This window comes from Streptomyces cyslabdanicus, assembly GCF_052663305.1.
Map to the genome: position 1 here is coordinate 1 of NZ_JBQRUW010000047.1, position 12803 is coordinate 12803.

Below are 12803 nucleotides of genomic sequence, written 5' to 3' on the forward strand. Positions count from 1 at the left end.
GGGTTGGGGTGGGGGGGGGGAGGGGGGGGGGGGCCCCACCCACCCCTCCCCCCCCCCCCCCCTCCGCGCAGGTCAGGCCCTCAGTCGGCGATCCCCTCGGGGATCGCCTTCTTCACGGCCGGGGCCAGATCGACCAGCGGCGCCACCCCGTGGTCCGTCCGCTTCGCGGGGATCGTCACCTCCACATAGGCCAGGCGCAGCGTGGTCGTGAAGCGGAACGAACCGTCCTGCTGCTTCTGGAGCAGCCAGCCCACGCCGTTCACCTCGGCCCCGTCGGCCTCCGGATCGTCCATCGCGGCGGGCCGCGGGACACCGCAGCGCAGTATGATCGCCGGGCTTCCCCAGCCCGCGGTCAGTGCGGATGCGGGCCTGGGGTCCTCGCGGCTCAGTCCGTCCACTTTCCCAGGCAGTTCCCTGTCCAGACTCCGGCACAGTTTCGCAACCGACGGCCGCGGGCTGGGAACCGCCACGGTGGCGCTGTCGTCGCTTGGGGAACAGCCCGCGGCGGTGATCAGCGCGGCGAGAACGGGCAGGCCGAGAAGCCGGTGACGGAAGAAGCTCACCGGCCAAGGGTAGACGGGGGCTACAGATGCACGACCGGGCAGGTCAGCGTGCGTGTGATGCCGTCCACCTGTTGGACCTTCGCGACCACCATGCGGCCCAGGTCGTCCACTGTGCCGGCCTGGGCGCGCACGATGACGTCGTACGGCCCCGTCACGTCCTCGGCCTGGATCACCCCAGGGATCTTGCCGATCGTCTCGGCGACGGTCGACGCCTTGCCGACCTCCGTCTGGATCAGGATGTACGCCTGTACCACGGAACCTCCAGGGCGGCCACGAGGATCATGTGGGGGAAAGGAACGCCACGGTATCGCGTCGTCACGCGCCGCGGGGAGACCCGGGAAGACCGTGACGTGCGCGCCGGGGTGCAGGTAGGACGGAAGTTGACGGTCACCTCGACCGTAGCGAGGACCGCGTTGACGCGCGACCGGGAACGTACAGGGACAGAAGGGGCGAAAGGCCGATGAAGGGCACTGTCGGTGAGCTCGGGGAGTTCGGGCTCATCAGGGAGCTCACCTCCCGTCTCACCACCACCCCGGCGGTCCGGGTCGGTCCCGGCGACGACGCCGCCGTGGTCGCCGCCCCCGACCGCAGGGTCGTGGCGAGCACCGACATACTCCTGGAGGGGCGGCACTTCCGCCGGGACTGGTCCACGGCGTACGACGTGGGCCGCAAGGCGGCCGCCCAGAACCTCGCGGACATCGCCGCCATGGGCGCGGTGCCGACCGCGCTGCTGCTCGGCCTGGTCGTCCCCACCGAGCTGCCGGTGACCTGGCCCACCGAGCTGATGGACGGCCTGCGCGACGAGTGCCAGGTCGCCGGGGCCGCCGTCGTCGGCGGCGACGTGGTGCGCGGTGACACGATCATGGTGTCGATCACCGCGCTCGGCGATCTGCGCAACCACGAGCCGGTCACACGTGCCGGCGCGCAACCCGGCGACCTGATCGCGGTGACCGGCTGGCTGGGCTGGTCCGCGGCCGGGTACGCGGTGCTCTCCCGGGGCTTCCGCTCGCCCCGCGCCTTCGTCGAGGCCCACCGCCGCCCCGAGCCTCCGTACCACGCCGGTCCCGCGGCCGCCGGGCTCGGCGCCACCGCGATGTGCGACGTCAGCGACGGGCTGATCGCCGACCTCGGGCACATCGCCGAGGCCAGCAAGGTCCACATCGACATCCGCTCCGGAGCCATAGACATCCCCTCGCAGATGAACGACATCGGGCAGGCCGTCGGCGTCGACCCCTTGCAGTGGGTGCTGACCGGGGGAGAGGACCACGCGATCGTGGCGGCCTTCCCGCCGGACGTGAAGCTGCCGGCCCGCTGGAAGGTGATCGGCGAGGTGCTCAGCCCCTCGGCGCTGCCCCAGGTCACGGTCGACGGCGCGCCGTGGACCAGCAAGGGCGGCTGGGACCACTTCGGGGACATCGAGTCATGACCGCCGCTCCTCCTCGTGTGCTGACCGTCGCGGGCTCCGACTCCGGCGGCGGCGCCGGGATCCAGGCCGACCTGAAGACGATGCTCGCCCTCGGCGTGCACGGCATGAGCGTGATCACCGCGGTCACCGCGCAGAACTCCCTCGGCGTGCAGGGCGCCTGGGAGCTGCCCGTGGACGCGGTCCGGGCCCAGTACCTCAGCGTCGTGGACGACATCGGCGTCCAGGCGGTCAAGACCGGGATGCTGGCCTCGGCGGAACTGGCCGAGGCCGTGGCCGAGCTGATCGCCGGGACGGACGCGCCCGCGGTCGTCGACCCGGTCGGCGTCTCCAAGCACGGCGACCCCCTCCTGGCCGCGTCCGCGCTGCGGACCGTACGCACCAGGCTGCTGCCGGTGGCGACCGTCGCCACGCCGAACCTCGACGAGGTGGCCCAGCTGACCGGCGTTCGGGTCCGGACGGAGGAGCAGATGCGGGAGGCCGCCGCGGCGGTGCTGGCGTTCGGACCGAAATGGGTGCTGATCAAGGGCGGCCACCTCTCCGGGGACGCCGTGGACCTGCTGACGGACGGCTCCGAGGAGCACTGGCTGCGCGCCGTGCGCCACGACAACCGGCACACCCACGGCACCGGCTGCACCCTCGCCTCCGCGATCGCCGCGCACCTGGCGAAGGGACGGTCCGTGCCGGAGGCCGTGACGGCGGCCAAGGCGTACGTCACCGGGGCGATCGCGGCCGGCTTCGCGCTCGGCGGGGGGATCGGGCCCGTGGACCACGGATGGGCCCTGCGGAGGTCCCGGGAGGGGTAGTCACCCGGCCCGCGCGCCGACCGTCGGCCGCGGGCTCGGCGTGCGGGGGCACGGCGTGTGCGGGCATGGCGTGTGCGGGCACGGCAAAAAGCCGGTCCACCGAGGTGGACCGGCTCAGTGCAGCGAACCAGCAGTGGCCGCGCGCTTAGCTGTTGCTGTGCGTCAGCGCGAGACCTTGCCGGCCTTGATGCACGAGGTGCAGGCGTTCACGCGCTTCGGCGTCCCGCCGACCACGGTACGCACACGCTGGATGTTCGGGTTCCAGCGACGGGACGTACGGCGGTGCGAGTGCGAGATGTTGTTGCCGAAGCCCGGCCCCTTGCCGCAGACGTCGCAGTTGGCAGCCACGGGTCACTCCAAAGACTTCAGATGCACTTACGGTTGATCCCGGCATGCCGGGATCAAGATCTCAGGCTCAGAGAGCGCTCTTGAAATCTGAGTGGCGTTGCCAGGGGAGAGCCCGATCAGATCGGGCAACCGGAGCAGCATACAACGGCTGCGTCCGTAGGGCGAAACTACCACGGCGGCGCCGGGGCCCGCGCGGGCCCTCTTCCGTCCCGTGCCGCCCCGGGGTCTACGCTGCGACCAGTCCAGCAGCTCAGGGAGGCGCAGGTGGCGCAGGTGCCGCAGACGTTCGACGCGCCGGCGGTGCGCACCTGGTGCGGACTGGCGCTGCGGGCGCTGGGACGGGCGCGCGAGGAGATCGACGCGATCAACGTCTACCCCGTGGCCGACGGGGACACCGGCACCAACCTGTATCTGACGGTGGAGTCCGCCGCCGCGGCGGTGGAGGCCGTGTTCGCCGCGCACGAGGTGGACGGCGGCACCGCCGGGGCCCTGTCCGGACCCTCCCTTGCCGACGCCGCACGGGCGATGGCGCACGGCGCGCTGATCGGGGCCCGCGGCAACTCCGGGACGATCCTCGCCCAGCTGCTGCGCGGCATGGCCCAGGTGTTCGCCACCGACGGCGACCGCGCCCACGCCGACGGGCACGGCCTGTGCCTGGCCCTGCGGCGCGCGGCCGACTCCGCCCGGCAGGCCGTGGCGCACCCGATGGAGGGCACGGTCCTCTCGGTGGCCTCGGCCGCCGCGGACGCCGCCACCGGGGCGGAGGGAGACTGCCGGACGGTCGCGCTGGCCGCCTACGAGGGAGCGTGCGCGGCCCTCGCCGCGACCCCCGGCCAGCTGGCTGTCCTGGAGCGCGCCGGGGTGGTCGACGCGGGCGGGCGGGGGCTCGTGGCGGTCCTCGCGGCCCTGGTGGAGACGTTCACGGGACGGACCCCGGAGCAGAGCGCGGCCCCCTCGACGGCCGCGGGGACGGGCGACGGCCTGCCGACCGTGCCCCACGCGCGCATGTGCCCGGCCGAGGACGACGGGCCCGGTGCCTGCGCGCCGCCCGCGAGCGGCCCCGCCTTCGAGGTGATCTACCTGCTGGACGCCGGGGACACGGCCGTGGCCCGGTTGCGCGAGCGGCTCGACGAGCTGGGGGACTCCCTCGTCGTCGTCGGCGGCGACGGCCTGTGGAACGTGCACGTGCACGTCGACGACGCCGGCGCCGCCGTGGAGGCGGGCGTGGAGGCCGGGCGGCCGCACCGGATCCGGATCACGCACTTCGGGGCCGGCGACGCGCACACCGACGGGCCCGGACGGCCGCACCGGGAGCGGGCCCAGCGAGCCGTGGTGGCCGTCGTGCCCGGCGAGGGCCTGGCCGCGCTCTACACCGAGGCCGGGGCGACCGCGGTGCTCGCCCGGCCGGGGGAGCAGCTCGCCAGCGGGGAGCTCGTCGAGGCCGTACGGCGGGCCCACGCGCGCGAGGTGGTCCTGCTGCCCAACGACCCCGAACTGCGCCACACCGCGTCCGCCGCGGCCGAGCAGGCCCGCGGGGAGGGCGTCCGCGTCGCCCTGATCCCGACCCGCTCGGCCGTGCAGGGCATCGCCGCCCTCGCCGTGCACGAGCCCGGGCGGCGCTTCGACGAGGACGTCGTCGCCATGACCTCGGCGGCCGGCGCCACCCGGCACGCCGAGGTCACCGTCGCCGAACGCCAGTCCTGGACCACGGCCGGCATCTGCCAGGCCGGTGACGTCCTCGGCCTCATCGACGGCGACGTGGCCGTGATCGGCTCGGACGTCACGGCCATCGCCGAGACCGTCCTGGACCGCATGCTCGCGGCGGGCGGCGAACTGGTCACCCTCGTCCTCGGCGACGAGGCCCCCGACTCGATCGCCGACCACCTCCGGACGCGGGTCCGCGAGTCCTACCTCGCCGTCGACACGGTGGTCCACCAGGGCGGCCGGCAGGGAGCGCCGCTGCTCATCGGGGTGGAGTGAGCCTTGGCGGACCGGCTGACCAGGGGTTTTTCGGGAGGTCTACGGCATTGTCGGTGCCGTGGTGTGCAATGGATTTCGTGCCCGCACTGCGAGAACCACTGAAACAGCCACTGAAGTCAGTGCTCGGCCCCGCCACCGCGAAGGTGATGGCCGAGCACCTCGGCCTGCACACCGTCGGCGACCTCCTGCACCACTACCCGCGCCGGTACGAGGAGCGCGGCCAGCTCACCCACCTCGCCGACCTGCCCATGGACGAGCACGTCACGGTGGTCGCCCAGGTCGCCGACGCGCGCCTGCACACCTTCGCCTCCGCCCGCGCGCCCCGCGGCAAGGGCCAGCGCCTGGAGGTGACGATCACCGACGGCAGCGGCCGGGTCCAGCTGGTCTTCTTCGGCAACGGCGTGCACAAGCCCCACAAGGAGCTCCTGCCGGGCACGCGCGCGATGTTCGCGGGCAAGGTCTCGGTCTTCAACCGGCGGCTGCAACTGGCCCACCCGGCGTACGAGTTGCTGAAGGGGGAGGACGGAGAGGCGGTGGAGAGCTGGGCCGGCGCCCTGATCCCGCTCTACCCGGCCACCGCCAAGCTGGAGTCCTGGAAGATCGGCAAGGCGGTCCAGACCGTCCTGCCCAGTGCCCAGGAGGCGCTCGACCCGCTGCCCGAGTCGCTGCGCGCGGGCCGCGGCCTGGTCCCCCTGCCCGAGGCCCTGCTCAAGATCCACCGCCCGCACAGCAAGGCGGACATCGCCGACGCGCACGCCCGCCTCAAGTGGGACGAGGCCTTCGTCCTCCAGGTCGCCCTCGCCCGCCGGCGCCACGCGGACACCCAACTCCCCGCCGTCGCGCGGGTACCGGCCCCGGACGGCCTCCTGGCGGCCTTCGACGACCGCCTCCCCTTCACCCTCACCGAGGGACAGCGGAAGGTCTCCCGCGAGATCTTCGCCGACCTGGCCACCGAGCACCCGATGCACCGCCTGCTCCAGGGAGAGGTCGGCAGCGGCAAGACGCTCGTCGCCCTGCGCGCCATGCTCGCCGTCGTCGACGCGGGCGGGCAGGCCGCGATGCTCGCGCCCACCGAGGTGCTGGCCCAGCAACACCACCGGTCGGTCACCGAGATGATGGGGGAACTGGCGGAGGGAGGCATGCTGGGCGGCGCCGAGCAGGCCACCAAGGTGGTGCTGCTCACCGGGTCCATGGGCGCCGCCGCCCGCCGGCGGGCCCTGCTCGACCTGGCCACCGGCGAGGCGGGCGTCGTCATCGGCACGCACGCGCTGATCGAGGACAAGGTCCGCTTCCACGACCTGGGACTGGTCGTGGTGGACGAGCAGCACCGGTTCGGCGTCGAGCAGCGCGACGCCCTGCGCGGCAAGGGCAAGCAACCCCCGCACCTGCTGGTCATGACCGCCACGCCCATTCCGCGCACGGTCGCGATGACCGTCTTCGGCGACCTGGAGACCTCCGTCCTGGACCAGCTCCCGGCGGGCCGCTCGCCCATCGCCAGCCATGTCGTCCCGGCCGCCGACAAGCCGCACTTCCTGGCCCGGGCCTGGGAGCGGGTGCGCGAGGAGGTGGCGAAGGGCCACCAGTCGTACGTGGTCTGCCCGCGCATCGGGGACGAGGAGGACGACCCGAAGACGGCCGCCGCGAAGAAGTCCCCCGAGGACGAGGCGGAGAAGCGCCCGCCGCTCGCCGTGCTGGACGTCGCCGACCAGCTCGCCAAGGGCCCCCTGCACGGCCTGCGGGTCGAGGTGCTGCACGGCCGTATGCAGCCCGACGACAAGGACGCGGTCATGCGCCGCTTCGCCGCCGGCGAGACCGATGTGCTGGTCGCCACCACGGTCATCGAGGTCGGTGTGAACGTGCCGAACGCCACGGTGATGGTGATCACGGACGCCGACCGCTTCGGCGTCTCCCAGCTGCACCAGCTGCGCGGGCGCGTCGGCCGCGGCTCGGCGCCAGGACTGTGCCTGCTGGTCACCGAGATGCCGGAGGCGAGCGCCGCCCGGCAGCGGCTGAACGCGGTGGCCGCCACCCTCGACGGCTTCGAGCTGTCCCGCATCGACCTCGAACAGCGCCGCGAGGGCGACGTCCTCGGCCAGGCCCAGTCCGGCGCCCGTTCCAGCCTGCGGGTGCTCGCCGTCATCGACGACGAGGAGATCATCGCCGAGGCCCGCGAGGAGGCCGCCGCGGTGGTCGCCGCGGACCCGGACCTGGAGCATCTGCCCGGGCTGCGCACGGCGCTGGACGCGTTGCTGGACGAGGAGCGGGAGCAGTACCTGGAGAAGGGCTGACAGACTGGTGGCGGCCCGCACCCGCGCCGCCACCACGACGGCCGCCACCGGCCGGGCCGTCTCCGACAGGCCCAGGCCGCCTCCGACAAGCAAGGACCAGACATGACCCGCGTGATCGCCGGCCGGGCCGGCGGACGCCGTCTCGCCGTACCGCCGGGCAGCGGAACCCGCCCCACCTCGGACCGGGCGCGCGAAGGCCTGTTCTCCACCTGGCAGTCCCTCCTGGGCGGACCGCTGGACGGCGAGCGCGTCCTGGACCTGTACGCCGGTTCGGGCGCCGTCGGCCTGGAGGCCCTGTCCCGGGGCGCCGGGCACGTCCTGCTCGTGGAGGCCGACGGGCGAGCGGTCCGCACCGTCCGGGAGAACGTGAAGGCGCTCGGCCTCCCCGGCGCCGACGTACGGGCGGGCAAAGCGGAACAGATCGTCCACACCCCGCCCCCGGCACAGCCGTACGACATCGTCTTCCTCGACCCGCCGTACGCGGTCTCCGACGACGATCTTCGCGAGATCCTGCTCACACTCCGCACGCAGGGGTGGCTCGCGGAGGACGCCCTCGTCACCGTGGAGCGCAGCACCAGGGGCGGTGAGTTCAGGTGGCCGCGAGGGTTCGACGCGATCCGGGCCCGTCGCTACGGCGAAGGGACGTTTTGGTACGGTCGCGCCGCCTCTACGTGCGAAGACGCACGATGACCGGACCGGAGAGCGAGGGATCTCAAGTGCGCCGCGCCGTCTGCCCCGGGTCGTTCGACCCCATCACCAACGGACACCTGGACATCATCGCCCGCGCCTCGCGCCTCTATGACGAGGTCTACGTGGCGGTGATGATCAACCAGTCGAAGAAGGGCCTGTTCGAGATCGACGAGCGGATCGACCTCATCCGGCAGGTCACCGCCGAGTACGGCAACGTCCGCGTCGAGGCCTTCCACGGCCTCCTGGTCGACTTCTGCAAGCAGCGAGACATCCCGGCCATCGTCAAGGGCCTGCGCGCCGTCAGCGACTTCGACTACGAACTTCAGATGGCCCAGATGAACAACGGCCTCTCCGGAGTCGAGACGCTGTTCGTGCCCACCAACCCCACCTACAGCTTCCTGTCGTCCTCCCTGGTCAAGGAGGTCGCGACCTGGGGCGGCGACGTCTCGCACCTGGTGCCGCCGCAGGTCCTTCAGGCCCTCACCCAGCGGCTGAAGAAGGACTGACGCGGCTGACGGACCGTCACCCGGTGTCCGGCGATCACCTCATGGACGTACAGTCGTCCCGTCCGTCTCCGACACATCGGTAGTCCAACACCCTTGTAGTCCAACACACCTGTAGAGAGTGGCGAGCACACGGTGGACGTGCAGAACAAGCTCGACGAGATCGTCGCCGCGGTCTCCAGCGCCCGGTCCATGCCCATGTCGGCGTCCTGCGTGATCAACCGCGCCGACCTGCTCGCACTGCTCGAGGAGGTGCGCCAGGCACTGCCCGGCTCGCTGGCGCAGGCGCAGGAGCTGATCGGCGACCGCGAGCAGATGGTCGACCAGGCCCGGCGCGAGGCCGAGCGGATCATCGAGACGGCGCACGCCGAGCGTGGCTCGCTGGTCTCCGGCACCGAGGTCGCCCGCCGTTCCCAGGCCGAGGCGGACCGCATCCTCGGCGAGGCCCGGCAGGAGGCCGAGGAGGTCCGCGCCGAGGCCGACGACTACGTCGACTCCAAGCTCGCCAACTTCGAGGTCGTCCTCACCAAGACCCTCGGCTCGGTCGGCCGCGGCCGCGAGAAGCTGCTCGGCACCGGGCCCGGCCTCGACGAGGACGGCTACGAGGACGAGGACGCCCCCGAGCGCAGCCACGACCCCGAGACCCTGCGCCGCAACGCCGACGCGTACGTCGACGCCAAGCTCGGTGCCTTCGAGGCGGTCCTCGCCAAGACCCTGGAGGCCGTCGGCCGCGGCCGGCAGAAGCTGCACGGCCGCATCGCCACCGACGACCTCGGCGCCCTCGCCGACGACACCACCACCGTCCAGCACTCCAGCGACGCCGACTACCTCGCCGACCTCGCGGCCCTGGCCGACGCCCCGGCCACCCCGCGGACCCCGGCGGCCCCGCCCGCCGAGCAGCCCGCCCCGCCGCAGTACGAGCCGCAGCCGGCCTACGGCTACCAGCAGCCAGGGCAGAGCGATCCGTACGGCGGCTACCAGCAGGGGTACGGCCAGCAGGACCAGTACGGCTACCAGCAGCCCGACCCGTACGCGGCCGCCCCCGGCGCCTCCGGCTACGCCCCGGCGGGAGGCGCGCCCTTCCAGGGCTACGACGCCCAGCAGCCCGCCGGCTACGACCCGAACCAGGCCCAGCAGGACCAGCAGGACCCCCACGGCTACGCGCAGCCGCAGGCCCACGCCCTCGACGAGACCAGCCTCTTCGACACCAGCATGATCAGTGCCGAGCAGTTGCGCGCCTACGAGCAGGGCCGCGGCCTGTAGCGCGACCGCCGATTGGGCCGAGAGCGAAAGGTCAAGTATCCTGGCTCTTCGGTCGCGCAGACGTCCGCGATCCGCGCTGCCCGGAACACCACCGGGAAAGCGTCCCCCCGAGTTCGGAAACCGAAAGCAGGAATGGCTCACAACGCCCGCCTCGACCACCGCAACCCTCTCGTGTTCGACACGCACGAGCTGGGGCGGCGGCCCGGCGCGCTGCAGCGCCTGACCCGCGCGGTCCCCGCCCCCAAGGACCTCGGTCTCCAGGGCGTCGTCGGAGTGCCGGAAGGCGCCCCGGTGGAGCTCGAACTCCGACTCGAGTCGGTCATGGAAGGGGTGCTCGTCACAGGCACCGCCCATGCACAGGCCGAGGGGGAGTGCGTAAGGTGTCTGGAGCCGCTCGAGCTCGAACTCGACGCGGACTTCCAGGAGCTGTTCTCGTACCCTGACGCCGACGAGCGGGGCCGCGTGGTCGCGGAGCCCGACGCCGACGCCGAGGACGACGAGGACAGGCTCTTCCTCGAGGACGGACTCTTCGACCTCGAACCTCTGCTGCGCGATGCGGTGGTGCTCGCACTGCCGATGCAGCCGGTGTGCCAGGAAGACTGCGCAGGCCTGTGCTCCGAGTGCGGAGCGCGGCTCGTGGACGACCCGGACCACCACCACGACGCCGTCGACATCCGTTGGGCGGCTTTGCAGGGACTCGCCGGCACCATGAAGGACGGCGAGAAGGACGAGATGAGCGGCGGCGCGCCTCGATCAGCACGCGCCGACGAGAAGCAGGAGAAGTAGCCGTGGCTGTTCCGAAGCGGAAGATGTCGCGCAGCAACACGCGCCACCGCCGGTCGCAGTGGAAGGCTGCGGTCCCCACCCTGGTTGCGTGCGAGCGCTGCCACGAGCCCAAGCAGCAGCACATCGCGTGCCCGTCGTGCGGCACCTACAACAAGCGCCAGGTCCTCGAGGTCTGAGCGGCTGGTGAGAGGCACTGTGTCCACTGCCAAGAAGGCGGAAGGCGCCGAAGCGGGCAATCACCGCCGACGCGGAGGTGCTCCGTCGGACAACACGGCCTCGTCCCACACGCTTCTGGAAGGGCGGCTCGGCTACCAGCTCGAGTCCGCCCTTCTGGTGCGCGCGCTGACCCACCGTTCCTACGCGTACGAGAACGGCGGTCTGCCGACCAACGAGCGGCTGGAGTTCCTCGGTGACTCCGTCCTCGGTCTGGTCGTCACCGACACGCTGTACCGCACCCACCCCGACCTGCCCGAAGGCCAGCTGGCCAAGCTGCGGGCCGCGGTGGTCAACTCGCGTGCGTTGGCGGAGGTCGGCCGTGGCCTCGACCTGGGCGCCTTCATCCGGCTCGGCCGTGGTGAAGAGGGCACGGGCGGCCGGGACAAGGCGTCCATCCTCGCCGACACCCTGGAAGCGGTGATCGGCGCGGTCTACCTCGACCAGGGCCTCGACGCGGCCTCCGAACTGGTGCACCGCCTGTTCGACCCGCTGATCGAGAAGTCCTCCAACCTCGGAGCCGGCCTGGACTGGAAGACCAGTCTCCAGGAGCTCACCGCGACCGAGGGGCTCGGCGTTCCCGAGTACCTGGTCACGGAGACCGGCCCCGATCATGAGAAGACCTTCACTGCTGCCGCCCGCGTCGGAGGCGTCTCGTACGGCACCGGCACCGGCCGCAGCAAGAAGGAGGCGGAGCAGCAGGCCGCGGAGTCCGCGTGGCGGGCCATCCGGGCCGCGGCGGACGAGCGCGCCAAAGCGGTGGGATCCACCGACGGCGCCGGTGACGCGCCGGCCTCCGCCTGAGAACCGGGAAGAACCCAGCGCGGCAGCCCGGCGGTCCTCCGCCCGGCAGGCAGCGCGCAGCAGTACGCGACCGAGCGCCCGTCCCCGCCCCGGGGCGGGCGCTCGGCCCGTGACCGGCCACAGCGGCCACGATGTGTGAACGGGGGAGTCATGCCCGAGCTGCCCGAGGTCGAGGTCGTACGCCGCGGACTGGAACGGTGGGTCGCGCACCGGAGCGTCACCGGCGTCGAGGTGCTGCACCCGCGTGCCGTGCGCCGCCACCCGGCCGGCGCGGAGGACTTCGCGCACCGCGTCCAGGGCCACCGGCTCGGCCTGCCCAGCCGCCGCGGCAAGTACCTGTGGCTGCCTCTCGAGGACAGCGGCCAGGCGATCCTGGCCCACCTCGGCATGAGCGGCCAGCTGCTGGTCCAGCCGCTGAGCGCGCCCACCGAGAAGCACCTGCGGATCCGCGTCCGCTTCGCCGACACGCCGACATCGGCCGCTTGTGCGGCGGAGGCCACCGAACTCCGCTTCGTCGACCAGCGCACCTTCGGCGGCCTGTCGGTGCACGACACGACCCCGGACGGGCTGCCCGACGTCATCGCGCACATCGCCCGCGACCCCCTCGACCCGCAGTTCGACGACGAGGCCTTCCACCAGGCCCTGCGCCGCAAGCGGACCACCATCAAGCGGGCCCTGCTCGACCAGTCCCTGATCAGCGGCGTCGGCAACATCTACGCGGACGAGGCCCTGTGGCGCTCCCGCGTCCACTACGAACGCCCCACCGCGACCCTCACCCGCCCCCGTACGGCCGAACTCCTCACCCACGTCCGGGCAGTGATGAACGAGGCCCTCGCCGTCGGCGGCACCAGCTTCGACAGCCTCTACGTCAACGTCAACGGGGAGTCCGGCTACTTCGACCGCTCCCTGGACGCCTACGGCCGCGAGGGCCTGCCCTGCCGCCGCTGCGCCACCCCGCTGCGCCGCCGCCCGTGGATGAACCGCTCCAGCTACTACTGCCCGAAGTGCCAGCGGGCGCCGCGCGCGGCGTCGTAGCTCCTGACCGTCGGCCCTGTCGCGGCACGAGTACCCGAAGAAGTGATCCGGCACCTTCCTGACCTTAAAACCGTCGTGGCGCCAGTCACCGTGGGTGCGCG

At 72.6% G+C, this 12803-nt stretch carries 14 protein-coding genes; 11 read left to right on the top strand and 3 right to left on the bottom strand.

Annotated features, from left to right (window positions below; genetic code table 11):
* Nucleotides 1–80: 80 nt before the first annotated feature.
* Complete coding sequence (locus ACTYVM_RS27080; protein WP_400034734.1) at nt 81–563, bottom strand: DUF3515 domain-containing protein; 483 nt, start codon at nt 561–563, stop codon at nt 81–83.
* A 20-nt stretch (nt 564–583) separates the two neighbouring features.
* Entirely contained in the window at nt 584–817 is a 234-nt protein-coding gene (locus ACTYVM_RS27085) for an Lrp/AsnC family transcriptional regulator (RefSeq protein WP_400034732.1), read from the bottom strand.
* A gap of 206 nt (nt 818–1023) precedes the next feature.
* Between ACTYVM_RS27085 and ACTYVM_RS27090 the strand changes: the two genes are divergently transcribed.
* Both ACTYVM_RS27090 and thiD read left to right on the top strand, forming a co-directional pair.
* Nucleotides 1024–1989, top strand: a complete 966-nt coding sequence (locus ACTYVM_RS27090; protein WP_365421759.1) for a thiamine-phosphate kinase — start codon at nt 1024–1026, stop codon at nt 1987–1989.
* Nucleotides 1986–2792 (top strand): bifunctional hydroxymethylpyrimidine kinase/phosphomethylpyrimidine kinase, encoded by an 807-nt coding sequence (thiD, locus tag ACTYVM_RS27095; protein ID WP_445528463.1) that lies wholly within the window; start codon nt 1986–1988, stop codon nt 2790–2792. The genes ACTYVM_RS27090 and thiD overlap by 4 nt, the downstream gene beginning before the upstream one ends.
* Before the next feature lie 162 nt (nt 2793–2954).
* Here thiD and rpmB read toward each other — a convergent pair whose 3' ends face one another.
* A complete protein-coding gene (gene rpmB, locus ACTYVM_RS27100) occupies nt 2955–3140 on the bottom strand; it encodes a 50S ribosomal protein L28 (protein ID WP_003993230.1) in 186 nt (61 codons plus the stop codon).
* Nucleotides 3141–3404: 264 nt separating this feature from the next.
* Here rpmB and fakA point away from each other — a divergent pair, with 264 nt between their 5' ends.
* The 9 genes from fakA (at nt 3405) to mutM (ending at nt 12702) form a co-directional block, all read left to right on the top strand.
* Nucleotides 3405–5120: a fatty acid kinase ATP-binding subunit FakA gene (gene fakA, locus ACTYVM_RS27105; protein ID WP_445528464.1), complete on the top strand. Its 1716-nt coding sequence runs from the start codon at nt 3405–3407 to the stop codon at nt 5118–5120.
* Between the two features lie 68 nt (nt 5121–5188).
* Nucleotides 5189–7408, top strand: a complete 2220-nt coding sequence (gene recG, locus ACTYVM_RS27110) for an ATP-dependent DNA helicase RecG (protein WP_445528465.1) — start codon at nt 5189–5191, stop codon at nt 7406–7408.
* A gap of 102 nt (nt 7409–7510) precedes the next feature.
* The gene (gene rsmD / locus ACTYVM_RS27115) at nt 7511–8098 is read left to right on the top strand and encodes a 16S rRNA (guanine(966)-N(2))-methyltransferase RsmD (protein WP_445528466.1); all 588 of its coding nucleotides are present in this window, start codon (nt 7511–7513) and stop codon (nt 8096–8098) included.
* Between the two features lie 26 nt (nt 8099–8124).
* Nucleotides 8125–8604, top strand: a complete 480-nt coding sequence (gene coaD, locus ACTYVM_RS27120; RefSeq protein WP_445528467.1) for a pantetheine-phosphate adenylyltransferase — start codon at nt 8125–8127, stop codon at nt 8602–8604.
* 132 nt (nt 8605–8736) lie between these two features.
* Nucleotides 8737–9864: a F0F1 ATP synthase subunit B gene (locus ACTYVM_RS27125; protein WP_445528468.1), complete on the top strand. Its 1128-nt coding sequence runs from the start codon at nt 8737–8739 to the stop codon at nt 9862–9864.
* A gap of 132 nt (nt 9865–9996) precedes the next feature.
* Nucleotides 9997–10650 carry a YceD family protein gene (locus ACTYVM_RS27130; protein WP_445528469.1) on the top strand — a complete coding sequence of 218 codons (654 nt, stop codon included), beginning with the start codon at nt 9997–9999 and terminating at the stop codon, nt 10648–10650.
* A gap of 2 nt (nt 10651–10652) precedes the next feature.
* Nucleotides 10653–10826 carry a 50S ribosomal protein L32 gene (gene rpmF / locus ACTYVM_RS27135; RefSeq protein WP_003951102.1) on the top strand — a complete coding sequence of 58 codons (174 nt, stop codon included), beginning with the start codon at nt 10653–10655 and terminating at the stop codon, nt 10824–10826.
* 7 nt (nt 10827–10833) lie between these two features.
* A complete protein-coding gene (gene rnc, locus ACTYVM_RS27140; protein ID WP_400034719.1) occupies nt 10834–11667 on the top strand; it encodes a ribonuclease III in 834 nt (277 codons plus the stop codon).
* Nucleotides 11668–11817: 150 nt separating this feature from the next.
* Nucleotides 11818–12702, top strand: a complete 885-nt coding sequence (mutM, locus tag ACTYVM_RS27145; RefSeq protein WP_445528470.1) for a bifunctional DNA-formamidopyrimidine glycosylase/DNA-(apurinic or apyrimidinic site) lyase — start codon at nt 11818–11820, stop codon at nt 12700–12702.
* Nucleotides 12703–12803: the final 101 nt, after the last annotated feature.

Bases quoted from the DNA above. Each gene is read 5' to 3' on its own strand.
- ACTYVM_RS27090 (WP_365421759.1), top strand. From the start codon at position 1,024: ATGAAGGGCACTGTCGGTGAGCTCGGGGAGTTCGGGCTCATCAGGGAG.
- thiD (WP_445528463.1), top strand. From the start codon at position 1,986: ATGACCGCCGCTCCTCCTCGTGTGCTGACCGTCGCGGGCTCCGACTCC.
- recG (WP_445528465.1), top strand. From the start codon at position 5,189: ATGGATTTCGTGCCCGCACTGCGAGAACCACTGAAACAGCCACTGAAG.
- rsmD (WP_445528466.1), top strand. From the start codon at position 7,511: ATGACCCGCGTGATCGCCGGCCGGGCCGGCGGACGCCGTCTCGCCGTA.
- ACTYVM_RS27130 (WP_445528469.1), top strand. From the start codon at position 9,997: ATGGCTCACAACGCCCGCCTCGACCACCGCAACCCTCTCGTGTTCGAC.
- mutM (WP_445528470.1), top strand. From the start codon at position 11,818: ATGCCCGAGCTGCCCGAGGTCGAGGTCGTACGCCGCGGACTGGAACGG.